General features: G+C 44.1%; 21 protein-coding genes, 1 tRNA gene and 2 other RNA genes. 16 read left to right on the forward strand and 8 right to left on the reverse strand.

Annotation, left to right across the window (positions count from 1 at the left end):
* Window positions 1–58: 58 nt before the first annotated feature.
* A complete protein-coding gene (gene ftsZ / locus ACMXYT_RS05315) occupies window positions 59–1279 on the forward strand; it encodes a cell division protein FtsZ (RefSeq protein WP_415887527.1) in 1221 nt (406 codons plus the stop codon).
* 68 nt (window positions 1280–1347) lie between these two features.
* Here ftsZ and ACMXYT_RS05320 read toward each other — a convergent pair whose 3' ends face one another.
* Window positions 1348–2595 carry a GGDEF domain-containing protein gene (locus ACMXYT_RS05320; RefSeq protein WP_415911966.1) on the reverse strand — a complete coding sequence of 416 codons (1248 nt, stop codon included), beginning with the start codon at window positions 2593–2595 and terminating at the stop codon, window positions 1348–1350.
* 226 nt (window positions 2596–2821) lie between these two features.
* Between ACMXYT_RS05320 and ACMXYT_RS05325 the strand changes: the two genes are divergently transcribed.
* The 3 genes from ACMXYT_RS05325 (at window position 2822) to ACMXYT_RS05335 (ending at window position 3237) form a co-directional block, all read left to right on the forward strand.
* Window positions 2822–2909 (forward strand) — tRNA-Ser (locus tag ACMXYT_RS05325).
* Window positions 2910–2951: 42 nt separating this feature from the next.
* Window positions 2952–3073, forward strand: a non-coding RNA gene (locus ACMXYT_RS05330) — RtT sRNA.
* A gap of 42 nt (window positions 3074–3115) precedes the next feature.
* Window positions 3116–3237: non-coding RNA, RtT sRNA (locus ACMXYT_RS05335), on the forward strand.
* Between the two features lie 53 nt (window positions 3238–3290).
* Here ACMXYT_RS05335 and ACMXYT_RS05340 read toward each other — a convergent pair.
* The 3 genes from ACMXYT_RS05340 to ACMXYT_RS05350 all read right to left on the reverse strand — a co-directional run bounded on the left by ACMXYT_RS05340 (window position 3291) and on the right by ACMXYT_RS05350 (window position 5271).
* A complete protein-coding gene (locus tag ACMXYT_RS05340; protein ID WP_415911967.1) occupies window positions 3291–4550 on the reverse strand; it encodes a Y-family DNA polymerase in 1260 nt (419 codons plus the stop codon).
* Between the two features lies 1 nt (window position 4551).
* The gene (locus tag ACMXYT_RS05345; protein ID WP_415881766.1) at window positions 4552–4959 is read right to left on the reverse strand and encodes a S24 family peptidase; all 408 of its coding nucleotides are present in this window, start codon (window positions 4957–4959) and stop codon (window positions 4552–4554) included.
* A 159-nt stretch (window positions 4960–5118) separates the two neighbouring features.
* The gene (locus ACMXYT_RS05350; protein ID WP_415885222.1) at window positions 5119–5271 is read right to left on the reverse strand and encodes a DUF2986 domain-containing protein; all 153 of its coding nucleotides are present in this window, start codon (window positions 5269–5271) and stop codon (window positions 5119–5121) included.
* Window positions 5272–5583: 312 nt separating this feature from the next.
* Here ACMXYT_RS05350 and ACMXYT_RS05355 point away from each other — a divergent pair, with 312 nt between their 5' ends.
* Both ACMXYT_RS05355 and ACMXYT_RS05360 read left to right on the forward strand, forming a co-directional pair.
* Window positions 5584–6291 (forward strand): DUF445 domain-containing protein, encoded by a 708-nt coding sequence (locus tag ACMXYT_RS05355; RefSeq protein ID WP_415900566.1) that lies wholly within the window; start codon window positions 5584–5586, stop codon window positions 6289–6291.
* Between the two features lie 95 nt (window positions 6292–6386).
* Window positions 6387–7820, forward strand: a complete 1434-nt coding sequence (locus ACMXYT_RS05360) for an aldehyde dehydrogenase family protein (RefSeq protein ID WP_415900567.1) — start codon at window positions 6387–6389, stop codon at window positions 7818–7820.
* A gap of 34 nt (window positions 7821–7854) precedes the next feature.
* Here the strand turns inward: ACMXYT_RS05360 and ACMXYT_RS05365 are convergent, their stop codons facing one another.
* Window positions 7855–9444 carry a diguanylate cyclase domain-containing protein gene (locus ACMXYT_RS05365; protein ID WP_415900568.1) on the reverse strand — a complete coding sequence of 530 codons (1590 nt, stop codon included), beginning with the start codon at window positions 9442–9444 and terminating at the stop codon, window positions 7855–7857.
* Between the two features lie 135 nt (window positions 9445–9579).
* On the opposite strand from ACMXYT_RS05365, the gene ACMXYT_RS05370 reads away from it, so the two are divergent.
* Window positions 9580–10260, forward strand: coding sequence for an SAM-dependent methyltransferase (locus tag ACMXYT_RS05370; RefSeq protein WP_415900570.1), 681 nt, complete (start codon window positions 9580–9582; stop codon window positions 10258–10260).
* A gap of 63 nt (window positions 10261–10323) precedes the next feature.
* Here ACMXYT_RS05370 and pyrC read toward each other — a convergent pair whose 3' ends face one another.
* Window positions 10324–11352: a dihydroorotase gene (gene pyrC, locus ACMXYT_RS05375; RefSeq protein WP_415911968.1), complete on the reverse strand. Its 1029-nt coding sequence runs from the start codon at window positions 11350–11352 to the stop codon at window positions 10324–10326.
* 254 nt (window positions 11353–11606) lie between these two features.
* Between pyrC and ACMXYT_RS05380 the strand changes: the two genes are divergently transcribed.
* Window positions 11607–13547 (forward strand): diguanylate cyclase domain-containing protein, encoded by a 1941-nt coding sequence (locus ACMXYT_RS05380; protein WP_415911969.1) that lies wholly within the window; start codon window positions 11607–11609, stop codon window positions 13545–13547.
* Window positions 13548–13589: 42 nt separating this feature from the next.
* Here the strand turns inward: ACMXYT_RS05380 and ACMXYT_RS05385 are convergent, their stop codons facing one another.
* The gene (locus ACMXYT_RS05385) at window positions 13590–13916 is read right to left on the reverse strand and encodes a hypothetical protein (protein ID WP_415911970.1); all 327 of its coding nucleotides are present in this window, start codon (window positions 13914–13916) and stop codon (window positions 13590–13592) included.
* 186 nt (window positions 13917–14102) lie between these two features.
* Between ACMXYT_RS05385 and ACMXYT_RS05390 the strand changes: the two genes are divergently transcribed.
* The 8 genes from ACMXYT_RS05390 (at window position 14103) to ACMXYT_RS05425 (ending at window position 23291) form a co-directional block, all read left to right on the forward strand.
* Entirely contained in the window at window positions 14103–16919 is a 2817-nt protein-coding gene (locus ACMXYT_RS05390) for an EAL domain-containing protein (RefSeq protein ID WP_415911971.1), read from the forward strand.
* A gap of 90 nt (window positions 16920–17009) precedes the next feature.
* Window positions 17010–19013, forward strand: coding sequence for a DNA polymerase III subunit gamma/tau (gene dnaX, locus ACMXYT_RS05395; RefSeq protein WP_415911972.1), 2004 nt, complete (start codon window positions 17010–17012; stop codon window positions 19011–19013).
* A gap of 12 nt (window positions 19014–19025) precedes the next feature.
* Window positions 19026–19352, forward strand: a complete 327-nt coding sequence (locus ACMXYT_RS05400; RefSeq protein WP_415911973.1) for a YbaB/EbfC family nucleoid-associated protein — start codon at window positions 19026–19028, stop codon at window positions 19350–19352.
* Window positions 19353–19355: 3 nt separating this feature from the next.
* Entirely contained in the window at window positions 19356–19955 is a 600-nt protein-coding gene (recR, locus tag ACMXYT_RS05405; protein ID WP_415904047.1) for a recombination mediator RecR, read from the forward strand.
* 15 nt (window positions 19956–19970) lie between these two features.
* Complete coding sequence (rnd, locus tag ACMXYT_RS05410) at window positions 19971–21155, forward strand: ribonuclease D (RefSeq protein WP_415911974.1); 1185 nt, start codon at window positions 19971–19973, stop codon at window positions 21153–21155.
* Between the two features lie 3 nt (window positions 21156–21158).
* Window positions 21159–21446 carry a YcgL domain-containing protein gene (locus ACMXYT_RS05415; protein WP_415896574.1) on the forward strand — a complete coding sequence of 96 codons (288 nt, stop codon included), beginning with the start codon at window positions 21159–21161 and terminating at the stop codon, window positions 21444–21446.
* A complete protein-coding gene (locus tag ACMXYT_RS05420) occupies window positions 21447–21887 on the forward strand; it encodes a YcgN family cysteine cluster protein (RefSeq protein ID WP_415904045.1) in 441 nt (146 codons plus the stop codon). It abuts the gene before it with no gap.
* A 99-nt stretch (window positions 21888–21986) separates the two neighbouring features.
* Window positions 21987–23291: a diguanylate cyclase domain-containing protein gene (locus ACMXYT_RS05425; RefSeq protein ID WP_415904044.1), complete on the forward strand. Its 1305-nt coding sequence runs from the start codon at window positions 21987–21989 to the stop codon at window positions 23289–23291.
* A 67-nt stretch (window positions 23292–23358) separates the two neighbouring features.
* Here the strand turns inward: ACMXYT_RS05425 and rpsA are convergent, their stop codons facing one another.
* Complete coding sequence (rpsA, locus tag ACMXYT_RS05430) at window positions 23359–25038, reverse strand: 30S ribosomal protein S1 (protein WP_415885208.1); 1680 nt, start codon at window positions 25036–25038, stop codon at window positions 23359–23361.
* Between the last annotated feature and the right edge of the window lie 147 nt (window positions 25039–25185).

Consider the following 25185-nt stretch of genomic DNA (forward strand, 5'->3'; position numbering starts at 1 on the left):
TAGAAAATAACTAAGCGCTGTTCAATTATAAAAGCGCATAATCTGGAAGGAGATCGGTATGTTTGAGTTAGCGGATAGCATTCCTCAAAGCGCCGTAATTAAAGTTGTAGGTGTCGGCGGTGGCGGCGGTAACGCTGTTCAGCACATGGTTAGCTCTGCAGTAGATGGTGTTGAGTTCATCTGTGCAAACACAGATGCCCAAGCTTTGGATAACATGCATTCTAAAACAGTTATCCAGATCGGTGGCGAACTAACTAAAGGTCTTGGTGCGGGTGCAAACCCAGAAGTTGGCCGTCAGGCTGCACTTGAAGATCGTGAGCGTTTAGCTGAAATGCTAGATGGTGCGGACATGGTATTTATCACGGCTGGTATGGGCGGTGGTACAGGTACTGGTGCAGCGCCAATCGTAGCTGAAGTTGCGCGTAGCCTAGGTATTTTAACAGTTGCTGTCGTAACTAAGCCGTTTTCATTTGAAGGTCGTAAGCGCCTTAAAATTGCGGACGAAGGTATACAGGAACTGAAAGAGAATGTTGATTCTTTGATCATCATTCCTAATGAAAAGTTACTTCCAGTACTGGGTAAGAACACCAGTCTGATTAATGCTTTCAATACATGTAACGATGTATTGAAAGGCGCGGTGCAAGGTATCGCTGATCTGATCATCCGTCCGGGTATGATCAACGTCGACTTTGCAGATGTGCGCACCGTTATGTCTGAAATGGGCATGGCGATGATGGGTAGCGGTAGTGGCCGTGGCGAAGACCGTGCGACTGAAGCGACGGAAGCTGCGATTAATAGTCCTTTGCTAGAAGACGTAGACCTGAAGGGGGCGAGTGGTATTTTGGTAAATATCACCGCTGGTCTTGATCTGAGCTTAGGCGAGTTCTCGGAAGTGGGTAACATCGTTGAAGAGTATGCTTCCGAGAACGCCACTATCGTTGTAGGTACTGTTATTGATCCTGAGCTTACTGACGAGCTTACAGTAACAGTGGTTGCAACAGGCTTGGGGCGAGCTGAACAGCAGCATGTAGAAGTTGTTAACACAGGCACAGGTCGTGCGTCTGCTGTTGCAACGGCTGCGGGCGCTGCGTCTGATTTCGATCAGCTAGAGTTGCCGGCAGTAATGCGAACTGCTCGTGATTCCCAGCCAAGAGAACGTGCTCAACCAGTAGAGATTCACCGCGAAGTAGAATCTGAACAGCCAGTTATGCAAAAGACTGGTACTGACGACATGGAATTCTTAGACATTCCTGCATTCTTACGTCGTCAAGCTGACTAATTAAACATCTTATACCTTCCAGGTATTACTTGGCCCGGTTTTCTATAACCGGGCCTTTTTTATCCCTGCTATTTCTGTTTTCTACGTTGTTTGTCGGAATACATTCTTTCATCTGCAATCTGTAATAGATCTTTTGCTTCATCAGCATCTGATTCGCTTGGGTATTCCACGCTGCCATAGCTGAACTTCGCAATGATGCCTTGGCCTTTATAGTGATAAGGGCTGCTGTGTGCGATCTCTTCAATACGCTGAATAAGCTCACTCGCTACATCCTGCGAACTGTCTGGTAACAAGATGATGAACTCATCTCCACCATAGCGAATGACTTTGTCTGTCGTGCGCAGGTTCTCTGACAGAATCTGGCAGAAGTGAATCAGAATGCAATCGCCAGCATGATGACCAAACACATCATTGATCTGCTTAAACCCATTCATATCGATCATGCTGATGGTTAAAGGCCTATTCTGCCGATCAGCTCTAGATCTCTCTTCATCGAGTAATCGCTCTAATTGATGACGGCTGTAGGTCCCCGTTAACTTATCGTAGATAGATAACTCTTCTACCTGCTGAAAGGCAGTCTGTAATAACGCTTGTTGAGAGTTAAAAGAGTGCTCAATGCTATTGATCTCTTCTAGCTCTGAGTCGAGTGCTAGCTTTTCATTAAGGTTGTGGTGACCTTCAGTTTCTTTGAGCTTTCTTTCTAGGCGTTTTAAAGGTTTAACTATATGGGCAAAAAGATCGCGAGAGAGAAAGAGGTAGGAAGAGATAACGGTAATAGAGAAGACTAAGAATAAACCCATCAGAACTTCGCTTACAGGAAGGCGGACTCTGTGTGCGGGAAAGGTCACGTCCAACACGCCGGCTATCTCACCTTGGTGTGCTTCGGTATGACAGGCTAAGCACTCCTGTTTGAATCTGAAAGCATGGTAATAATGAATCTGATCCAGCGATTCGATCTGAGTTGCATCCTGTTTGCTGCCTAACAGCTGGCTTATCTCTTCGGTGATTGCTCGATCACCACCAAACTGCTGCTGAACGGCTGCTCCGCGATACATGCTATAGGTGATATCGGGTGCATCCTCATTCATTGAATCAATGAGCTGATTAACTTCCTCATAACTGGTGCCCTGATTCATCGCTTGGCGCAGATCTTTAAATACTAACTGTCCAAGATATTGACCCTCTTGCCGAAGATCCTTTTCGATAGAAAGAAAGATCAATGCAAATACGATCATGGCTGCAAATAAGCAGCTAATCAAAGCAGCTCGATAGAGAGAGTTGAATAGTGTGCTTTTAAGGTCAGTTATGGGCCGCATTTTAGATTTTATATTTATAATTTTTTATTTTTGAGCGTTTAGTTTACTCACAGTTGTTCAGTGTACAACCAATAAAACTAGGCTATTTATTGATCCTTTGATATTTGTAGTATGAATTACTGAAATTGTTTGCCTTTTTTAACCAAACCGCTTGCGGTCAGTCAGTGCTGTGATACAATTCGCGCCGCGTTGGTGTTGAGCATATCAGCTCCACTAATTGCAGGATGGTCAGGTGTCCGAGTGGCCGAAGGAGCACGCCTGGAAAGTGTGTATACGGAAACGTATCGAGGGTTCGAATCCCTCCCTGACCGCCATCTATTAAAAACGAAAAAGCCTCGCTTAACCGCGGGGCTTTTTTGTATCTACAGTTCAGAGGGATGAGAACCCGAGAAGAGGGTTTGAGCCGAGCGTAGCGAGACAACGTGGGAGCCTGCTACCACGGCCCCGAAGGGGTGAAATAATCCCTCCCTGACCGCGATCTATTAAAAACCAAAAAGCCTCGCTTAACTGCGGGGCTTTTTTGTATCTGAAGTTTGGAGGGATGACAACCCGAGAAGAGGGTTTGAGCCGAGCGCAGCGAGACAACGTGGGAGCCTGCGACCACGGCCTCGAAGGGGTGGAATAACCCCTCCCTGACCGTCATCTATTAAAAACGAAAAAGCTTCGCTTAACGCGGTGCTTTTTGTATCTGTTGTTTACGAACATTCAAACACAGGAATATCTTCTATCCGTGTCGTATACCTTGGAGATAACAGTTCCCGTTTCATTTTAAAGTTCTGTTGAATGCCTTGACGGGCTAGGTGGAGGGTGTCTCGACCGTATTTTGAATTGATTTGATCCAGGCACTTCATCAGTTCTGGCTGGTCAGCGGAAGGGGTAAATATATCTGGCTGATAGGGGGTTGCAGTAGATATTTCTAACAGGCCTATTCCGGCTTTGTAGTATCTGATTCCTGTTTGGTATATCTGCTCAGCCAGTTGGCTTGTTACTTTCACTATGACTGCAGTATCGCATGTGGGAGTAGCAAATTGGTGGAATGCAGAGCGTTTGAAAAATGATTCCTTATCGTGGATAGAGTTGTGTGCAAAAACAATGATATTGCTGGTAGCACTCTCTTGGGCCCTTAGTTTTTGCGCGGCGATGGTTGCGTGTGTAGCAAGTGCCTGTTTTAGATCGGTGAGTCCTGTGATGCGTTGTCCAAAAGAGCGTGTGGAGTAAATCTGCTTTTTGGGTGAGCGAACATCGTCCCAGCTTATTCTTGTTAAACCATTGAGTTCTTCTGCTGTATTAGCGATTAAGATGGAGAAGTGCTTTTTCATCAACGCGGGTTTCGTTTGTGCTAGCTGCCAAGCCGTTTTGACGCCGAGAAGGTTGAGTCGCTCACCTATGCGTCGTCCGACTCCCCAAACATCCCTAATTTCCATCTGCTGCAGAATCTGCTTTCTGATTTGGTCGTTATCGATAACGGCAACACCGCTGAAGCCGGGTAGTTTTTTACTCGCGTGATTAGCAGCTTTTGCTAAGGTTGGGGTTGGGCCAAAGCCTACGCCTACGGGGAGCCTTACCTCCTTCCATACCTTCCTTCTGATTTTCATACTCAGCTCATACCAGCCTTCGGGTGGTATGTAGTGGTCAAAGCGTAAAAAGCATTCATCTATAGAGTAGATGTGTTGTTCTGGAGCAAAAGAGGCGCAGAGTTCCATCATGCGTGAAGATATATCAGCATAAAGCTCATAGTTGCTGGATCGGGCAACTACGCCTGCTCTGTCTAGTTGGTCTTTGATTTTGAAATAGGGACCAAATTTGGGAATGCCCATCTTTTTAGCAATAGGGCAGGTTGCGACAATGCAGCCGTCATTATTACTAAGGACAACAACTGGGCGCTTTCGAATTGTAGGGTCAAATATTTTCTCGCATGAAGCGTACATTCCGGAAGTATCGATCAGGGCGTACATCTTAATTGAGCCCCTTCTTTAATGGGCGAAATAATCGAATAGAACGTGTAACCACACCCTCGATAGAAAATTCATCCTGTTCGGATAGTTGGTAGGGTTTATGGCCGGGAGCAGAAGAAAGAAGTTTTCTCTCTTTGATGCTCGCGATTTTGCAGACGAAGTTGCCATTTAGCGTGGCAACAATTACATCGCCTTCCTTCACCGTTTCGGCTCGTGAAACGACAAGAAGGTCATTTGGGAATATTCCAACACCACGCATAGAGCCACCTTCAACAAAGCCTAGGTAGGTTGCATGAGGGTGATCAATGAGTAGCTGATCGAGTGACAGTGCTAGCTCGGTATATTCCGCTGCAGGTGATTCAAAACCACTGATACCGGCGCTGGAGTAGATAGGAATAAAGCGCAACATAATAAGTACTGTTTATATATACAGTACTTATATTATCAGTAGAGATTTAAAGGTGCCAGTTTAAGTTTGTGTTGTGATGGAGGTGGCTGTGTGAGCCTGGGTAAGAGTTTCCGCCGTTACCGTTGGCATGTATTTAAAGAGAGCTTCTAGCGTCAAAGTTTAAACCTCTGAAGGAGTCTCCGAGGTTTCTTCAAGCTTTGCTCTATCTGCTTTAGATATGTAGCGCGGTTTGTTATTTTTTGGCGCTAATTTAGCCTTGGCCTGTTTTAGTCGCTTGGTGTGGATCTGCTTAATTTTTTTCTTGCGGTTCATGTTGTAGCTCGGCTATTTAAAAATCACAGTGATTATAACTGAAAATGGCTTCGATAATGTCAGGGAGCTTGAAAAGGTCTAGACATGTCACTGCGCCGGCTTTCGCGTATCTGGTCGTTTTATAACCCACTGAGAAAGCATAAGACTTATTCGTAGTTTCCCTAGTGCTACGCATAATGATGTAGCAATTTGAGATCTCACTCTTAATGTAAAACTGACATCATGCTATAAGTGATCTAAGGTTTTAGAGCTTTAAAACCGCCCCTTAGCCCTATATGATCGCCAAAAAAATATTTCTTGAGATGAATACCGATGAATAAAAGCCTTCTAACGAATCTGCTTGCCTTTACTGCATTTGCGGCGGGTCTGATTACAGATGATCGTGTGTTATTGACCGTTGGCTTGTTTGCTCTATCTGGTGCGCTAACCAATTGGTTAGCTGTACATATGTTGTTTGAGAAAGTTCCAGGGCTGTATGGCTCAGGAGTGATCCCTGCACGTTTCCAAGATTTTAAGCGCGGCATCAAAACCTTAATGATGGAGCAATTTTTTACTGAAGAGAATATTGAGCGTTTTCTAAGTGCTGATAATGGTAAACAGCCTGATCTACATTTAGCGCCAGTAATTGAAAAAGTCGATTTTGCTCCGACTTTTGATTCGCTTATCGAGGTTATCCAAAACTCTCCATTTGGGGGTATGCTAGCCATGGTGGGTGGCACCGATGCGCTTGAGCCTTTAAGAGAGCCTTTTGTGGAAAAGATGAAAAGCTCAATTGAAGAGATGACACGTGATGAAAATTTTATCACTCTATTAAAAGACGAGCTTGAAAGCCCTGATGTTATGGCTGAGATGCAAGAAAAGGTTGAAGTCATTGTTCAGCAGCGATTAGATGAACTGACACCTAGTTTGGTCAAAGAGATTGTACAGCAGATGATTCGCGAACATTTAGGTTGGCTGGTTGTCTGGGGTGGTGTCTTTGGTGGTTTGATCGGTTTTATCGCAGCGATTATCGGTGTGTAATGCTTCTATGAGAAAAGCCGCAAACGCGGCTTTTTTTGTGCCTGCTTCGGCATGAATGGTCTATGTTTGAGAGACGATAGAAAGGATAGAGAGATATGAATGATTTAAAAAAATTCTATATTAATGGTGAATGGATTAAGTCATCAGGCAATGACGTCTTGGATGTTTTTAATCCGGCGACCAATGAGGTTGTCTCTCAAATTAGCCTTGGTAATAATGATGATGTCGATCTCGCTGTTGACGCAGCTGTTGCTGCCTTTGCATCTTTCTCGCAAACCTCCAAAGAAGAGAGAGTCGCGCTTTTACAGCGTATTATTACTGAATATGAAAAGCGTGCCGAAGCACTTGTCGAGGCGACTACTGAAGAGATGGGCGCGCCATTGGGTTTATCGCGCCAAGCTCAAGTGCCGGCTGGGTTAGGGCATTTTAAGGCGGCTTTAAGTCTGCTTAAAAAGCATGATTTCACTGAGGTTATTGGCTCGACCCGTATCGTTAAAGAACCGATTGGTGTTTGCGGTCTTATTACGCCTTGGAATTGGCCGTTAAATCAAATCACCTGTAAAGTTGCGCCAGCTATTGCTGCAGGTTGTGCGGTTGTACTAAAACCTAGTGAGATCGCTCCGCGCACAGCGCACATATTTGCAGACATTATGCATGCAGCTGGGGTTCCTTCGGGCGTTTTCAATTTAATCGATGGTACAGGGGCAGCTGTAGGTGCTGCGCTGAGTGCTCACCCTAAGATCGATATGATCTCATTTACGGGGTCTACAGAAGCAGGCAAGCAAGTCTCTATTGCTGCAGCTGCAAACTTAAAAAAGGTCTCTTTAGAGTTGGGCGGAAAGTCCGCAGCCATTGTTCTGGACGATGCTGATTTCTCTAAAGTTATTTCTCGTTGTGTGAGAGCGGTGATGGGTAACTCGGGCCAGTCTTGTAATGCTCAAACACGCTTATTAGTCCCTGAATCACGTTTGAAAGAAACCATTGAGATCGCCAAAAAAACAGCGGATTTAATTGTTGTAGGTGATCCTCAATCAGAAGAAACAGTGATGGGGCCGGTGGTATCAGAATTGCAATGGCAACGCGTACAAGCTCTGATTCAAAAGGGCATGGATGAAGGCGCTGAACTCGTTGCTGGTGGTATTGGTTTACCTGAAGGTTGTTCATTAGGCTGTTATGTAAAGCCGACGGTATTCGCAGGTGTTACGCCTGATATGACCATTGCTCAAGAAGAGATATTTGGGCCGGTGGTTAGCATCATGACTTATCGCTCTGAAGAAGAGGCGGTAGCAATCGCTAATGACAGTATTTATGGCCTTTCCGGTGGTGTCTACTCAAGTGATTTGGAACGAGCAAAATCAATAGCCGCTCAGATGAGAACCGGTATGGTTCATCTCAATGGTGCGCCGGTTGATATCAAAGCGCCATTTGGTGGTTATAAACAATCGGGCAACGGTCGAGAGTGGGGGCTGTACGGAATCGAAGAGTTTATGGAAACGAAGGCTATCTTAGGGGATCTATCCGTTTCGTAATTGGATTGTTGAGAGCCTTCTTGGTAACACATATTTACACTGAGCTACAAACGATGCAGTTCTTGCCAGCTTTCTTAGCATTGTACATAGCGATGTCTGCATCGTGGATAATTTGGTCTAGATCATGTGTATCGGGCTTGGATTGAGCTAGACCAATACTCGCTTGAATACTGACTTTATATTCGCCAAATGCAAAGGGATTGCGTGTGTAGGTTAATAGCTGTTCTGCAGTCTCCTTTGCACTCTCTGTATTGTCAGTATCCAGAAGTACGATAAATTCATCGCCTCCATAGCGGGCGATGTTGTCGTTTTCACCCAAATTTGATCGTAGCCTTTCTCCGAACGCTTTGAGTAAACGGTCGCCCATTTGATGGCCGTATTGGTCATTGATCGGTTTAAACCCATCCAAGTCTATAAAGAGCAGGGTGAATGGCTCATTTCGATGAATGCGTTTTTGCGCATCTGCGCGGATAGCAATACGATTCGGTAGACCTGTGACTAAATCGTGGGATGCTAAGTGGCGAGCTTGTTTTTCTGCTTTGTGTAATTCTTCTGTACGTTCAATTACTCGCTTTTCTAACTCCTTTTGGCCGCGGTCTACTTCCTCAGCCATAGTATTGAAGCTAGTCACTAAGGTGTCTATCTCGATACTGGTTAACGAGTCATCTTTTTTGAATGGGAGAGGGTATTGGTGATGCGAAAGGTCCTTTGTCATCTTGATCAGTCGTTTAACTGGTTTCACAACAATGCCTGAGATCCACCAACTTAATAGCGCAACGATGATAAAACAGAGAGCGGCTATTAAGTGGGTCACCTGTTTTAAATCTTTAAGTTTTGATTCCAACTCCGATGTTGGTTGTGGAATCATTACTCCCCAACCTGTGGTTGGTACGGTCGCAAAACCAGCGATCATGTCGGCATTCATCGCAGGAGAATAAAATTGTGCTACTCCAGACTCTCCTCGCATCATTTGCTTGATGATGCTGATTTTGGCTATGTTCTTTCCTGCTTGTTCCCAGGACGGGTTAGGGTGAGCGATCACGGAGCCAAATTGATCAACTATTGCTGCATGCCCTTTATCGCCAAAGCTAATAGATTTCTGAATGTTGTAAAGGTAGTTTGGGTTAATAGCCGCAATCCAGATATTAGATTTGGGGCCTACAGACGTAAGATAGATGGTAGGTGGAGCGTTTTCTGAGATGAAAATTTTAGAGAATTGAATCTCTGGTTTTATCTCTGCTGGTATCATTTCTATTTCAGATAATGATGGCGGTACTAAAACTGCTTGACCGTAGTATCTTTCGATTAGGTCTCCTGAAGAATCATATTGTGCAAAAGCGAGTATGTTGAGCTGTTCCATCAAAGAGATCTGTTCTGGATGGAAGTGAAGGTTTTGCGCGAGTTGAGCACTTGTGTCATACACCGCTTTTACATCGAGGGCATAACGATCTAGTGCAGCGGTTGTGTTGTGCGCAAGTAAAAGATGCTTTTCATGAACAGCAGCAAACTCTTTCTCTAGTGCATTTTGAATCGTCCAATAGGAAAATAGGGCGATAGGAACTACGGAAACGCACAGCATAGCCGTCAATAGGATGAATCTTAGGGGGAATCTTAACGGTTTCATAAATGCGTTTACCTGCGGACGCTTTTACTACAACAAACACTACTATAGATAGTTGTTGATTTTTCGCTAAAAGACAATGGTAAAATCTATTTTTTTGTTTGAAAAAATAGATTTTTATATCGGGAAATATAGAGTTTGAGTCTTTCACCTCGTTTGAATTCAATATTGGAAATGATTAATGGTCAATATGACCATATTTGGGATTGTTGCTGTGACCATGGTTATTTAGGTCAGGCTATTTTGCAGGCAAAGCCTGAGGCTCAAGTACACTTTTTGGATGTAGTGGAATCCATTACCAACAAACTTGAAAAGCATTTAGCTGGTAGCGATTATTCAACTGAACGCTGGCAAGTTCATTGTGAAGATCTTCAAAAGCTCCGTTTGGCCCTTCCCGAAACTGCTACGAATATTCAGCATCGTCATCTACTTATTATTGCCGGTGTAGGTGGTGACCTGACGCTAGATATGGTTCAGGCCGTCTTGCAACATAATCCTAATTGCGACATCGACTTTCTTATCTGTCCAGTACGACAACTTCATAAAGTACGTAGTGGTGTAAAGGCATTAGGTTTGGGGTTGGTTAACGAGAAGATTGTTAAAGATGGAGGACGCTATTATGAAGCGATCCATCTATCTACGTTAAGTGATGTTGAGATTCCTGCAGTTGGCGGATTTATGTGGGATCTAGCGAAAGACGATCATCAACAGTACTTAAGACAGAATATCAGCCATTATCAGCGTATGCAGGCTCAAGGGAATGAAAGTGTGCGAAAAATTCTAGCTGAATATATGAGCTTACAAGAGCTATCAGCTTGACGATTATCTTAGGGAGCTAAGATAGGCCCCCTAAGATATATAACCTGTTGATCGAATGTCAGGTTATTTTACTTTCCACGCAATTTGCTCGCCTGCGCGAATAGGAACCACATTATCTTCACCAAGTGGGTAAGTTGCTGGTACATCCCAGCTTTCTTTAACCAAAGTGATGGTATCTGTATTGCGCGGTAGACCGTAGAAGTCTGGGCCATTCAAACTTGCGAACGCTTCTAGCTTATCAAGCGCGTCAGCTGCTTCAAATGTTTCAGCGTACAGTTCAATCGCAGCGTGAGCCGTGTAGGAACCTGCACAACCACATGCAGCTTCTTTGGCGTGCTTCATGTGAGGCGCTGAATCTGTTCCTAAGAAGAACTTTTTACTGCCAGAAGTCGCTGCTTTAATCAGTGCATCTTGGTGAATGTTACGCTTAAGAATTGGCAAGCAGTAATAATGCGGGCGGATACCGCCAGCCAACATGTGGTTACGGTTGTAAAGTAGGTGGTGAGCTGTAATGGTAGCAGCAACGTTATCCCCAGCCGACTCAACGAACTCGGCAGCATCTTTAGTTGTGATGTGCTCAAGTACGATTTTTAAGTTAGGGAAGTCATTTACCACATCTTTCAAAATCGTTTCGATAAAGATTTTTTCACGATCGAAGATATCAATATCGCCATCGGTTACTTCGCCGTGAATCAATAGCAGCATGCCTGCTTCTTCCATTGCTTCAAGAACAGGATAAATATTCTTAACGGAAGTTACACCTGAATCGGAATTTGTAGTAGCACCAGCAGGGTATAGTTTGGCTGCGTAAACCTTGCCTGTATCCTTCGCTTTCTTGATGTCAGCAGGGTCAGTGTTATCTGTTAGATATAACACCATTAAAGGATCGAAGTTGCCTTGTGGCTTTTGATCCATGATGCGTTGGCGGTAGCTTAGCGCCTCTTCTGTGTTAGTTACAGGTGGAACTAGGTTCGGCATGATGATTGCGCGACCCATATAGCGGCTCACGTCACGGACAGTGTCTTTAAGCTGAACACCATCACGTAGGTGAATATGCCAATCATCAGGGCGTGTAATCGTAAGAGAAGTCATTTGGGCTGCACCACTTATCTATCAGGTTAAAACTTATCTTTTAATTATCCCACGGATTGATGGGAAAAGCTTTTAAACCTTATGAACAAATCGATTTTTTGGTCTGTATAATTGTGGCTAACTCTTGATGATTAAAACAACAAAAAAATAAGGGTTTCTAAGTACTAGAGAGTAATTTTACGTTCATTTAGATTGTATTAATATTGAACGGCTTTTCAGTCTAATTACTATAAAAAATGCGTTAACGGTTTGCTATGAAGTACAAAACCAAAATAATTTTGGCCGTGATAGTTCTCGGTCTAGCCTTTCTTGCTGCGTTGTCCGCACTGACTTTAAATCTCCTTAGAACCACTGCTACAGCAGAAGTAGAACAACGGGTTCAAATAGTTAACACATTTTTAGGCATTACTCTTTTGCCCGAATTAAATACAGATCACCGAGATGGATTAGGGGTTAAAGTAAACGAGTTAATGCAAACTCGTTCGTTGGCGTATTTACAAATTTATGATCAGAACGGGTCGTCAATCATCTCTATAGGTGGGCACAATATGCCTCATACACATGGTCTCGCTGTGTTATGGGGGGATGGTGGAGATATGATTAACCAGCAGTTGTTACTGCGTGGTGCAAATGGATCATCTTATGAAATTCACTATGGTTTGCCGGCGGAGCAAACTAATTTTCTTGTTCAAGGAGCAAGCTATCAAGTATTAGGTTTAGCGCTGTTTGAAATTTTGCTAATGGTTATTGGAGCACATTTAGCGCTTAGGGTGATATCCAAGCAGTTGTCTCATCTAAGAGAGGCAAGTAGTCATATTGCAGCTGGTAATTTTAACTACCGTGTTTCTGAAGAGTCTTGTGGTGAGCTTATTGAAACCGCTCAAGCTTTTAACATTATGGGGGCGCGTCTCGAGAAGTATGAAAAGGATAAAACCAGCGAAAACTTGCACCTGAAAGAACTATCGCAGGCAGTAGAGCAGAGTCCAGTTGCAGTAGTGATGACTGACAGTGATGGGGTTATTACATACGCCAACCCATGTTTTTATCAAACCTCAGGTTACAGTGAGGATGAAGTAATTGGGAAAAACCCAAGGCTACTTCAGTCTGGAGAGACAGAGAAAGAAGATTATATTGACCTTTGGCAAACCATTACGAGTGGTCAAACTTGGAAAGGGGAGCTGTGTAACCGCCGTAAAGATGGCAGTGTTTATTGGGATAAAACTTCTATCTCTCCAGTTAGCTCTGAAAATGGAGAGGTGACTCACTATATCTCTGTGAAGGAAGATGTAACTGCATATAAGCAGATCGAAGAACGGATGCGTGTTGCAACTACGGTATTTGATGCTGCATCTGAAGCGATCATGGTGACAGATCTAAATGGGGCTATCACGATGGTGAATCCAGCTTTTTATGAGATTACCGGTTATCAATCGAAAGAGGTGCTAGGGCAAAGTCCTAGAGTACTCAACTCCGGCCACCATGATGAATCTTTCTATAAGTCGATGTTTGAAGAGCTGCAAAAAAATAATCGCTGGGAAGGTGAGATCTGGAACCGAAGGAAATCTGGAGAGGTTTATCCACAATGGCAAACCATCGCGATGGTTCGTGATGAAGATGGAGAGCCATTGGAATATATTGCTTTGTTTACGGATATTAGTAAGCGCAAAGAGCAAGAAGACGAAATACGCTTCAGGGCTAATTATGATGCTCTAACCCGTTTACCAAATCGTAGCTTATTTAACGAGAGGTTAACCCAGGCTTTGGTTCAGGCTAAAAGGGAAGGAGCGATCCTAGCGCTTTTATATCTCGATTTGGATGGCTTTAAAGAGATTAATGACACCCATGGCCATTTAGCTGGTGATAAAGCGTTACAGCATATTTCACAGCGTCTGACCGAGTGTATTAGGGAATCTGATTGTGTAGCTCGCTTAGGTGGCGATGAATTTGTGATCTTCTTGTCCGGGCTAGAATTTAAATACGATGCTGAAGTTGTGGCTAAAAAGATTATTGATTCTGTACAGCAACCGTTTGCGTACAACGGTGTAAATTTGAAGATGGGTGTGAGTATTGGTATCTCCATCTACCCAGATGACCACTTGCCAGAGAAACTATTTGAGCATGCTGATTCAGCGATGTACGAAGCCAAGCGTGCGGGCAAAAATACATTCCGCTATTTCAGCATTGATTTTGATTAGGTTTTACTTGTGCAGCTGCGGATTCATTCACAGCTGAAGAGGTTATTCGTCTATCCAAACTGTTCTTACGGGTTCGCCGAAGTCATCGTAGATGATTTTTTTACGCGGTTTTCCGCGTTTAGTTTTAGCTACGGTGGAGGTTTTGCTTTTTCGGCGGGCATCGATCGTGGCTAAAAGGCCGTGAACGGGTGTGCGTTCTTGCGGCTTAGTGCGTTCAAAGTTGGATTTATGATGGGTATAGCGCCCATCTACTAGTCCTGATTCGCCCATTTCGACTTGTTTGATTTCCCCGCCTTTTTCCAGAAAACGCGATACCTCAGCATTTAGCTGATCGCGTAACTCCGCTTTGCTCGGGCTTTTCTTAAACATAGTCTTGACCATAGCCTAGGAATTGTATGATTTTAAACCTAAATAGGGGTGCTTGCGAGGATAGTTTTAGCTTATCCTTATTTATAATTATCAATTATCTTGTAAATTAGGCTGCACTTCGCTAGCTGGCTTATATCCAGTGAGCTATGTTAAGCCGGTAAGTATTTATATATTTAAAGCTTTCTTATGCGACTATCTTTACCGTTACGCTTTTCTATACCGGTTATTATTGTGCTTGTTACAGCACTGATAATTCCTAGCTGTCTTTTCTTTGTTGCTCCTATTATTGAGAAACAGCATCAGACCCTGCTGGAAAACGAAGCTCAAAATGTTACTAAACGCCTTAAAAGCACGCTGAATTATCTTATAGAAAGGGGGGATTCTGCAGGTGTAAACCGTGAGTTCCGTCAAAATCTAAAGTCAGATCAGTTAAGCAAAATTTTGGTTGTGGATTCTGCAAACCAAATTCGCTTTTCGTCTCATAATGAAGATCTAGGTAAAACCGTCAGTCGGCGTGTAGACGTCCATTTAGATCTCAATACCATTATTCAAGTTCGAGATAGGCAGATGTTACAGCATGCTTATTTTGAAAAAGAGAATGTGCTTTATTCGTTGATTCCGATTGATCTTCCTGTATTTGGTAAGCCAGAACAAGAGCTAGAACAGGGGGTGATGATTCTTGCGCTAAGTGACAAAGAGGTGAATGAAGCAATCAGAAAACAGCTCGCTGTATTAGTTACGGCACTGTCTGTCGCTATGCTATTCCTTGCCCTGATTTTGATGTTCGTCATCAATCGACTGGTAACTTCACGTGTACAGATGCTGGTTTTAGCGAGTAGATCTTTTTCACGAGGTCAGATAACCGCTTTTGATGATCAAGCTGGGAGTGATGAGTTAGGAATGCTGGGAGCTGCATTCAGTCAGATGGCAAAGCAGATCTCTTCTATACACGCTCAACTAGAAGCTAACGTTGATTTGCTGGACGAATTGCTAGAGAACTCGCCATCGATGATCGTGATTCGGGATGTCGAAGGTCAATATCTAAGAGCAAACCCCGCTTATCTAAAATTTGCAGGTTTAGCTTCGGTGGATGAGCTAAAAGGTGATGTGGCTGAAAAGGAAATTCCTGCTGACGTGATCCATGCCTCTCGAGAGGGGGATGCACAAGTCGTTCAATCGAAGCAGCATTACAGCTGGGAGTTAACTTACGAGTGTAGGGGGCAATTTAAGTCTCTTTACAGTGAGTGTTTTCCTCTTTTTGATGATGATGGTCAGTTATATGCGGTGTGCACGATTACTACCGATATGAGTGATAGAGCGGAAAAAGATAAAGCCCTGCGTCTAGCTCAATATATTTTTGAAACCACTAATGACGGCATTATCGTCACGGATAAATACAACAGAATTGTAGAAGCAAACTCTGCATTTGAGAGGGTTACTGGCTACAGTAAGGACGAAGTGATTGGCCAAGCGCCAAATATCCTCAACTCTCATAAACAGCCAACTTCGTTTTATGAAGCAATGTGGAGAGAGCTGGAGGAGAAAGGGTTATGGTCTGGTGAGATCTGGAATCGCAAGAAAGATGGTCAGATCTATCCCGAATGGCTCACGGTCAAAGCAATTAAAGATGAGCAAGAGAGTGTTACCGGTTACTTTGGTGTATTTACGGATATTTCGGAGCAAAAGAAAACCGAGGCTTCTCTGCGCAACCTTGCTTACTATGATTCCTTGACCAATCTCGCGAATCGGACTTTCTGTAAAGAACGCTTAGCTCATGACATGGAGTTGTCCAATAGGCATAAAGAGTCTTTAGCCTTAGTGTTCATCGACTTGGATTTCTTTAAGCATGTGAATGATTCTTTAGGTCATGAATATGGCGATCAATTGCTAGTTGAAGCAGCGAATCGCATTAAAGAAAAGGTACGTAGCTCAGATACAGTGGTTCGTTGGGGCGGGGATGAATTTATTCTGATTCTGCCAGGGATTTTTCAAGCCAATATGGCCTTGGTTATAGCGAATAATGTCTTGGAGGACCTTAAACGCCCGTTCAGGTTAAAAAATAGCGATGTATTTATTGGGGCAAGTATCGGCATTGCCATGTATCCCCATGATGCTGATAGTGCTGAAACTTTGATACAACATGCAGATGCAGCCATGTACAGCGCTAAGAACCGAGGACGTGACCAAGTATGCTTCTTCGATTCGGAGCTTAACCGCAAAAATCTGCAACAGATTCAGATGAAGTCTGACATTCGTGCTGCCATTGATGCAGAATCCTTCGAAATCTATTACCAAGCTAAAGTATGCCTTACCTCAAGAAAAGTGATCGGCTTGGAAGCGTTGCTTCGTTGGACTGATTTTGATGGCAATAGTATTTCCCCTGCAGAGTTTATTCCTGTAGCTGAAAATAGTGGATTGATCCTACCTCTGGGTAATTGGGTTTTTGCGACAGTTTTTAAACAAGTTGACCAGTGGATGAAACATGGATTGTTGAAAGAGGGGGAGCGAGTCTCTATCAACCTATCACCACGTCAGCTAGCAAGTCCTGATTTGGTATCTGAATTAAGTAAACAGTTAGACCAATATCCTCTAATTGAAGGATATTTGAGTGTAGAAATTACCGAAACAGCGGTTATTGAGAATATAGATCGAGTTTTACCTGTTCTTGAGGCTATTCGAGCTAAAGGGGTTGCGATCGAATTGGATGACTTTGGAAGCGGATATTCCTCTCTAAACTATCTACGTCGTTTACCTGTTGATGTGTTGAAAGTCGATAAAGCATTCACTGCCGAATTGGGCAGCAACAAGTCCGAAAAAGCGATCATGGCGACGATCATTTCAATGGCGCATACATTAGGTATGAAAGTGGTTGCTGAGGGCGTTGAAACTGATGAACAATTGGCGATTCTGACTGAGTTGAAGTGCGATACGGCTCAGGGTTTCTATTTCTCTAAACCAGTTCCAATTACAGAGACAGAAGCGATCTTAGAAACAGGTTTGTGACGGGAAGTGCATAAGGTTTCACTGGTACAAGTCGCTCGCAACAGGTAGCATAGAGCCAATATTTTTAGACGATATAAGTAGCAAAAGTAGATGAGTTATCAGGTTCTAGCGCGTAAATGGCGTCCTGCTAAATTTCAGGAGATGGTAGGGCAAGAACACGTGCTTAAAGCACTGGTTAATGCGTTGGATGATGATCGTTTACATCATGCCTACCTCTTTACCGGTACCCGTGGTGTCGGTAAAACATCGATTGCTCGATTGTTTGCCAAATCTCTCAACTGCGAACAGGGCGTGTCTTCAACGCCTTGTGGTCAATGTTCTGCTTGTAAAGAGATCGCCGAAGGGCGTTTTGTTGATCTTATTGAGGTCGATGCGGCTTCGCGCACGAAAGTAGAAGACACGCGTGAACTGATGGAAAACGTGCAATATGCACCGACCCATGGACGCTACAAAGTGTACCTTATAGACGAGGTGCACATGCTTTCTACTCACTCGTTTAACGCGCTACTTAAAACGCTGGAGGAGCCACCTCCGCATGTTAAATTCCTATTAGCAACAACTGATCCTCAGAAGCTGCCGATCACAATTTTATCTCGTTGCTTGCAGTTCAATCTTAAAAACTTGATTCCTGAGCGAATCGTTAACCATCTGCGAACAGTTCTGACAGCAGAGCAGATTCAGTTTGAAGAACCTGCACTATGGTTGTTAGCGAGATCTGCAGACGGTTCCATGCGTGATGCGATGAGTTTGACTGATCAGGCGATCGCTTTCGGTGCTGGGCAGATTGGTGAAGCAGATGTTCGCGCTATGCTGGGCACAATTGATCAGCGTTTGGTCTATCAGATGTTGTTCTGCTTAGCGGCATCAGACGCTAAAGGCCTAATGGCGGCAGTGACTGATTTGGCTCAGTTTTCACCTGACTATAATACCGTGCTAGGTGATTTGATCGGTGTATTACACCGTATCGCCATGGCGCAAACGATCCCTGATGCTGTGGATAACAGCATGGGAGATAAAGATCAGATTATTGAACTTGCTGGCAAATTAACGGCTGAAGACGTTCAGCTCTATTACCAAGTTGCTTTGATGGGCCGTAAGGACCTTCCTTTTGTTCCTGATCCACGTGAAGGTTTGGAAATGGTATTGTTGAGAATGCTGGCATTTCGTCCTGCTAGTGCTCAGCCGCGCCAAGTTCAGGTTGCATCAAGTTCGCCTCAACAAGTGAGTCAGGCCGCTAATAACCCTGTAACTGCGGAAGTGCTGGCACCTGCAGCTGAATCGATTCAATCAGCCCCTGTTGCACAGGCTGCACCTTCGCCTCAATCTGCGCCAATGCAACCGGCTCCAGCGCAGACGGATAGTCAATCTCCAGCAGTAGAATCTCCACCGCCGTATGAGCCGCCAGTATCAGATGTTCCTCCATTAGGGCAGGCAAGTCAGGTAGCACCCGTGGCGGAGGTAAGCCCTGCAAAAAAGCCTGAAGCGCTAAATAGCCAAGGAGATGAACCACCTCCTTGGGATATGGATGATGTAGGTGGTTTTGATGATTCAGAGCCTTCTAATCGTGCAGCGGAGAATTCATATTCTGAAATGGAAGCAGCGGCTCCTGTTTCAGAACCGGCGCTTCAAGCTGAAGTAACAGAAGATATTGGTGAGATCTCTAAAACACGTGTCGAGGTTGTAGAGTGTTCGCGTAACTTAGCGGAAGTCTCCCTTCCTGACTGGGTACATATTAGTCGTAGCCTTGGTCTAAGTGGCATGACCGAAAGTTTAGCGACTCATCTCTCTTTGGAACAAATATCGCCTGAATCGATGGTTTTACATTACACCAAAGAGCAGAAGACGATGCTGAACGATGTACAGTGTCAGCGTATTTCGGATGCACTGAATGGTTACTTTAATAACCCTGTTCAGGTTGAGTTTTTACAAGCTGAACAGCAGCAGGAAACCCCTGCACAGTTTATAAATCGTAAACGAGAAGAGCGTCATCTATTAGCTGTCGAATCTATTCGTAACGATAGTACGGTACAATTACTCCAAGAGCATTTTGATGCACGGATTGAACTCTCGTCCGTGGTTCCCATCGATAATTAATTGAGGAAAGATATGATGAAAGGCGGTATGGGTAACCTGATGAAACAGGCCCAAAAAATGCAGGAGAACCTGCAAAGAGCACAAGAGCAAATCGCACTTGCAGAGCAAACTGGTGAGTCTGGTGCGGGTCTTGTGAAAGTTGTAATGAACGGTCGTCACGACGTTAAAAGCATCAATATTGATGACAGCTTGATGGAAGAAGACAAAGAGATCTTAGAAGATTTGATCGCTGCGGCGGTAAATGATGCCGTGCGTAAAATCGAATCTTACACTCAAGAGAAAATGTCTGAAGTGACCGGTGGTATGGGAATGCCTCCTGGTTTCAATATGCCGTTCTAATCGATGTCATTCAGTCCATTAATTCAGCAGTTAATAAACGCTTTACGTTGTTTGCCGGGGGTTGGTCCTAAGTCGGCTCAGCGAATGGCTTTTCATCTGTTGGAACGTGATTCTGAAGGGGCGTTATCTCTGTCTGCTGCGCTTGAAAAAGCGGTTGCAGAGATCGGTCATTGCAGTGAATGTCGTACTTTATCCGAGCAGGATGTTTGTGATATTTGCCAGTCAGAAACAAGAGATAAGCATCTGCTTTGCGTACTCGAGTCCCCAGTAGATGTGTTGGCAGTTGAGCAGACGGGTGGGTATAACGGTCGTTATTTTGTGCTCTCGGGGCATCTGTCGCCTATCGATGGCATAGGCCCTGAAGATCTGGGTATTGATCTTCTTTTAGATAAGGTTAGATCGAACGACATCCGAGAATTAATCCTTGCGACTAATCCAACGGTAGAAGGCGAAGCAACGGCTCATTTTATTGCTGCTCAAGTGAAAGATCTGGATGTAAAGGTTTCTCGAATCGCTCACGGGGTTCCTGTGGGTGGAGAGTTAGAATTCGTGGATGGCGGTACGTTAGCCCACGCAATAGCGGGAAGGCGTTCTCTGCTTTGAGGTAAGAATCTCCAGATGACAGAATATAGTTGGAAAAAGCTAGAAGTATCAGCAAGAACACCTGTCTGGATTCGTTCAGAAGATGCGTTAGTTGAGTGTTGTGATAAATGGCGTACGCTTCCAGTCATTGCCCTAGATACAGAGTTTCAGCGAGTTGAAACGTTTTATCCTATCCCTGGGCTTATTCAAGTTGCTGATGATCAATCTTGCTACTTGATTGATCCTTTAGAGATCGAGGATTTTAGTGCGTTGGCTGATCTATTTGCTGATCGATCAGTTGTAAAGCTGATGCATGCAGCAAATGAAGATCTCGAACTATTTCTGAAAATGTTTGGTGTACTGCCAACGCCATTGTTTGATACGCAATTAGGTGGGGCTGTATTGAATTGGGGGTTCTCATTGGGCCTTCAGCGAATGCTTGAGCAAAAGCTGGATATTCAATTAGCGAAACATGAGACCACCTCTAATTGGTTGCAGCGCCCTCTGACAGCAAGCCAAGAATTATATGCAGCGCTAGATGTGGCTTATCTTCCAGCCATATACCATATGCAAAAATCAGAGCTGGAAGCTTTGCAGCGTTATCACTGGGCAGAGCAAGAGAATGAAGCGCTTTTAGCAGAAGCGCTGGTGGATGATGTTGAAGGTTATGGTTATTACCGTCGCTTCACACAAATGTGGAATCTGCCAGAGCACAAAATGGCAGCATTGCGTGATCTAACTGCATGGCGCGAACAGATTGCGAGAAAGCGAGATGTTCCACGTAACAGAATCCTTAGAAATCAGGCTTTGTTACAAATAGTGGAAAAGTGGCCACGCAGTTTATCTGAGTTATCGCGGCTAGATGAAGTGAAAAAGCGTATACTTCGTACTGATGGCGAAGCAATTTTAGGCTTTTTAAAGTATGGACAGGTAAGTGCGGCTAAAAACAGCCCTGCACCTATTCCTAAACCGCTGCACTTCTTTTGGAACAAACATATTAAGAAGCTGAAGGCGATTGCGCGTCGTGTAGCTGAAGAGCAAAATGTCGCCCCTGAAATTTTATTGCGAAGAAAAGAGTTGGAACTACTTATTCGTTCAGGGGTTGATGAGGGTGAGTATCGCTTACCTGAAAAAATTACGGCTTGGAGGCAGGAGCTTCTTGCATCTCAATTGTTAGCCGAATTGCAAAAGATTGAAAAATTAAGAACTGAAGGTGCTTAACCGATGAAAATATGCTCTGTTTACCTGAGCCCGCGTAAAGATGAGATGTATCTTTATGTAGATAAGCGAGATCAACTGAGTAAAGTGCCGGAAGCGCTATTAGAAATGTTTGGTTCGCCAAAGCATGTGATGGATATTCCTTTAACGGCTGATCGTGAGCTGGCTAGGGTTGATACCGAAAAGGTGTTGTCTGATCTAGATGAGAAGGGTTATTTCTTGCAGATGCCGCCGCCAAAAGATGACTACATGCTTGATCTTCATAAAGATCGCCCGGAAACTGGTGTTCGCTAAGTGGTAGCTCAAGAAGTATTTTGGCGCAGTAAGAGTCTACAAGAGATGAGCTCTTCGGAGTGGGAATCTCTTTGTGATGGTTGTGCGCTTTGTTGTCTCCACAAGCTGGAAGATGAAGATACAAAAGAGGTTTTTTATACCTCTGTTGTTTGTCACCTTCTAGATTTTGATACCTGTCGTTGCACCAAATATGAGGAGCGTTGCTCTTTAGTGCCTGACTGCGTCAAGCTTACTCCTAAGGATGTTGATGACTTTCATTGGCTTCCGCCAACCTGTTCTTACCGCTTAATTCATGAAGGCAAAGATCTTCCTGAATGGCACCCGCTATTGTCTGGGCGCCAAGAGACGGTGATTGAGTCAGGTGCTTCGGTACTAACTTGGTACGAAGTCAAAGATAATGAAATCACCGAAGAAGAGTTCGAAGATTACATTATTGAATAGTAGAAAAGCGCCTAAGGCGCTTTTTTTATGCGTAATGTCTAATTTGCTGTTAGGGTTTTCCTAACATAAAGTTATATCTCGTAGTTGGAGATAATGGCTTTGAGCACTTCTGATCAATTTAATCACCTCTCAGTTCTCGATAATTTCGATGCAATTTCTGCGTTCGATTTTGTACCTGATGTTATTTGGATTTTTGATCTAGATCGACATGGCTTCTGGTGGGGAAATGAGCGCGCACTCGAATTTTGGGGGCTGCCAACTGTTCAGGATTTGATTGATAAAGACCTATCGGCTGATACAGAAGGTGCTCGTAAGCGGACCGAGCAAACATTTTATAAAGCAGCGGCTCAAGGGATGACAGTTGACCCTTGGACAACTTATCCAAACGGTAAACCTAAAACGCTCTTGATGCGACATAAAGCAGTGCTGCTTGGTCCTGAAAAGCACCGTGGCATTATTGCGTTTATTAGTGAGCAGGTTGATCTGGGCGAGCAACCTGAGCATCTCATCTTTTCTGAAGCGATTCGTTATACATCAGTTGCTGTTACTAGTTTTGATATGAGTGGTACGCCGATGTTTGAAAATCCAGCCGCAGCAGAATTATATGGCTTTGTTGATGCTCAGAATAATGATGCTTCTGTGTTTGTGTGCCGATTTCACAACGTTAAAGAAGGGTTTGAGCTTCTTGAGAGGGGGCGACAGCATCAAGATGGGCAGTCAGAGCATTTGATGGTAACGAGTAAAGGTGTGCGCCGACATGTTGTGGATCTCCGTACGAGCCGTCATCCATTGACGGGCGATTACCTTCTTTTGGTGTCTGAATATGACGTTACAGAGCTACATAATGCGATTGAGCAGGCAGAAAAGGCCAAGGTAAGGTTAGATAAACTTGCTCATTATGATGCCTTAACCGGGCTGCCCAGTTTGCGGTTGTGTCGCGATCGTATGACTCAAGTGATTGCTCAAGCGCAGCGGGAGGCGAGTTCAGCTGCGATCATGTTTGTTGATCTTGATGGTTTTAAAGCTGTTAATGATAGTTTTGGTCACGATGCGGGTGATCAAGTGTTGGTTGAATTTGGGAAACGTTTGGTTCATCAAGTGCGCGCTGTGGATACGGTGGGTCGTATCGGTGGTGATGAATTTATTATCTTAATGTCAGGGATAAAGTCTGCTAAAGATGTTGAAGTAGTTGCATCCAAGATTATTGCTGTGATGAATGAGCCGTTTTCGATCGCTGATATGAATGGTAAGGAACAAGAGGCCTGTATTGGCGTAAGCGTAGGGATTTCGCTCTTAGAGGAAGGGGCGTTGAATAAAAATGCTGAGGTGCTTCTGAGAGAAGCTGATCATGCAATGTATAAAGTGAAGCGCAGTGGTAAGCGTGGATATAGATTTGCTAGCTAAGTTTAATTAACGAAAACAAAAAAGCCGCAATCAATGATTGCGGCTTTTTAGCTTCAACAAGAAGTGATTACTTCTGGTTGTCTAGCTGAGCTTTGATCAGGTCACCAATTGTAGTTGGGCCAGATACTTCAACTTCAGCGTTACGTACAGCAGAGATTGCTGCTTTCTCTTCAGCCTGTTCTTTCGCTTTGATAGACAGGTTGATAACGCGGTTGCGACGATCAAGAGTGATGATCTTAGCTTCTACTTCTTCACCAACGTTAAGAACAGTAGATGCATCTTCAACGCGATCTACAGAGATCTCAGATACTTTCAGAGTACCTTCGATACCTTCAGCTAGCTCGATAACAGCTGCTTTAGCGTCTACAGAAGTAACTTTACCAGTTACGATAGCGCCTTTGTCGTTAGCTGCAGCGAATTCAGCGAATGGATCGCTTTCAAGCTGTTTGATACCAAGAGAGATACGCTCTTTCTCTGCATCGATAGAAAGGATAACAGCTTCAACTTCTTCGCCTTTCTTGAACTGGCGTAGAGCTGCTTCAGCATCAGCTTCCCAAGTGATGTCAGACATGTGAACAAGACCGTCAAGCTCGTCCTGTAGGCCAACGAAGATACCGAAGTCAGTGATAGTTTTGATAGTACCAGTAACTTTGTCGTTCGCAGCAAACTGCTCAGCGAAAGTAACCCATGGGTTAGCTGTGCACTGTTTGATACCTAGAGAAATACGACGACGCTCTTCGTCAACGTCTAGGATCATAACTTCTAGCTCATCACCGATCTGAACAACTTTAGATGGGTGGATGTTCTTGTTAGTCCAAGACATTTCAGAAACGTGTACCAGACCTTCTACGCCGTCTTCGATAGATGCGAAGCAGCCGTAATCAGTAAGGTTAGTGATGCGTGCCTTGCACTTAGCACCAGCTGGGTAACGTTCTTTGATAAGAGACCATGGGTCTTGAGAAAGCTGCTTAAGACCTAGAGAGATACGACCAGATTCTTTGTCGAACTTGATGATCTTAACAGTGATCTCATCGCCTGGGTTTAGCATCTCTGATGGGTGAGAGATACGCTTCCAAGCCATGTCAGTGATGTGTAGAAGACCGTCAACACCGCCAAGATCGATGAATGCACCGTAGTTAGTAAGGTTCTTAACGAAACCTTTAACTTCTTGACCTTCTTCTAGAGTAGCTAGTAGCTCATCACGCTGAGCACTGTTAGCTTCTTGAAGAACTGCACGGCGAGAAACAACGATGTTGTTACGCTTAGGATCAAGCTTGATTAGTTTGAATTCAAGCTCTTTGCCTTCTAGGTGATCAACGTCACGTACAGGGCGAACGTCTACCAAAGAACCTGGTAGGAAGCCTTGAATGTTGTTGATGCTAACTGTGAAGCCGCCTTTAACTTTGCCGCTGATGTAGCCTTTAACAACTTCTTCAGCTTCAAATTTAGTCTGTAGAACTTCCCAAGCTTCAGCGCGTTTCGCTTTTTCACGAGACAGACGAGTTTCACCGAAACCATCTTCAACCGCTTCTAGTGCAACTTTAACGTCGTCACCGATTTTGATCTCAAGTTCGTTAGCATCGTTAAGGAACTGAGAACGCGGGATGATTGCTTCAGATTTTAGACCAGCATGTACAGTAACCCAGTCGCTGTCGATATCAACAACTTCACCAATTACCAATTTACCTGGAGTCATGTCTAGTGATTGAAGGGATTCTTCAAACAGATCAGCAAAGCTTTCGCTCATTGAATATGTCCTATATAAGGGCTGTTTTATCTCGCTAAGAATGTGAGATTGGATAACAGCACTTCAGCCTGTAAAACCGGATTCACAGGGTCAGTTTAATTATTATGAAGAGGGCGTTTTGACCGGTGTAGCGCCCATTTCAAAAGA

The organism is Neptuniibacter sp. QD37_11, from assembly GCF_047778105.1.
Classification (GTDB): Bacteria; Pseudomonadota; Gammaproteobacteria; order Pseudomonadales; family Balneatricaceae; genus Neptuniibacter.

Bases quoted from the DNA above. Each gene is read 5' to 3' on its own strand.
- ftsZ (WP_415887527.1), top strand. From the start codon at position 59: ATGTTTGAGTTAGCGGATAGCATTCCTCAAAGCGCCGTAATTAAAGTT.
- ACMXYT_RS05320 (WP_415911966.1), bottom strand. From the start codon at position 2,595: ATGCGGCCCATAACTGACCTTAAAAGCACACTATTCAACTCTCTCTAT.
- ACMXYT_RS05340 (WP_415911967.1), bottom strand. From the start codon at position 4,550: ATGTACGCCCTGATCGATACTTCCGGAATGTACGCTTCATGCGAGAAA.
- ACMXYT_RS05345 (WP_415881766.1), bottom strand. From the start codon at position 4,959: ATGTTGCGCTTTATTCCTATCTACTCCAGCGCCGGTATCAGTGGTTTT.
- ACMXYT_RS05350 (WP_415885222.1), bottom strand. From the start codon at position 5,271: ATGAACCGCAAGAAAAAAATTAAGCAGATCCACACCAAGCGACTAAAA.
- ACMXYT_RS05355 (WP_415900566.1), top strand. From the start codon at position 5,584: ATGAATAAAAGCCTTCTAACGAATCTGCTTGCCTTTACTGCATTTGCG.
- ACMXYT_RS05360 (WP_415900567.1), top strand. From the start codon at position 6,387: ATGAATGATTTAAAAAAATTCTATATTAATGGTGAATGGATTAAGTCA.
- ACMXYT_RS05365 (WP_415900568.1), bottom strand. From the start codon at position 9,444: ATGAAACCGTTAAGATTCCCCCTAAGATTCATCCTATTGACGGCTATG.
- pyrC (WP_415911968.1), bottom strand. From the start codon at position 11,352: ATGACTTCTCTTACGATTACACGCCCTGATGATTGGCATATTCACCTA.
- ACMXYT_RS05380 (WP_415911969.1), top strand. From the start codon at position 11,607: ATGAAGTACAAAACCAAAATAATTTTGGCCGTGATAGTTCTCGGTCTA.
- ACMXYT_RS05385 (WP_415911970.1), bottom strand. From the start codon at position 13,916: ATGTTTAAGAAAAGCCCGAGCAAAGCGGAGTTACGCGATCAGCTAAAT.
- ACMXYT_RS05390 (WP_415911971.1), top strand. From the start codon at position 14,103: ATGCGACTATCTTTACCGTTACGCTTTTCTATACCGGTTATTATTGTG.
- dnaX (WP_415911972.1), top strand. From the start codon at position 17,010: ATGAGTTATCAGGTTCTAGCGCGTAAATGGCGTCCTGCTAAATTTCAG.
- ACMXYT_RS05400 (WP_415911973.1), top strand. From the start codon at position 19,026: ATGATGAAAGGCGGTATGGGTAACCTGATGAAACAGGCCCAAAAAATG.
- recR (WP_415904047.1), top strand. From the start codon at position 19,356: ATGTCATTCAGTCCATTAATTCAGCAGTTAATAAACGCTTTACGTTGT.
- rnd (WP_415911974.1), top strand. From the start codon at position 19,971: ATGACAGAATATAGTTGGAAAAAGCTAGAAGTATCAGCAAGAACACCT.
- ACMXYT_RS05415 (WP_415896574.1), top strand. From the start codon at position 21,159: ATGAAAATATGCTCTGTTTACCTGAGCCCGCGTAAAGATGAGATGTAT.
- rpsA (WP_415885208.1), bottom strand. From the start codon at position 25,038: ATGAGCGAAAGCTTTGCTGATCTGTTTGAAGAATCCCTTCAATCACTA.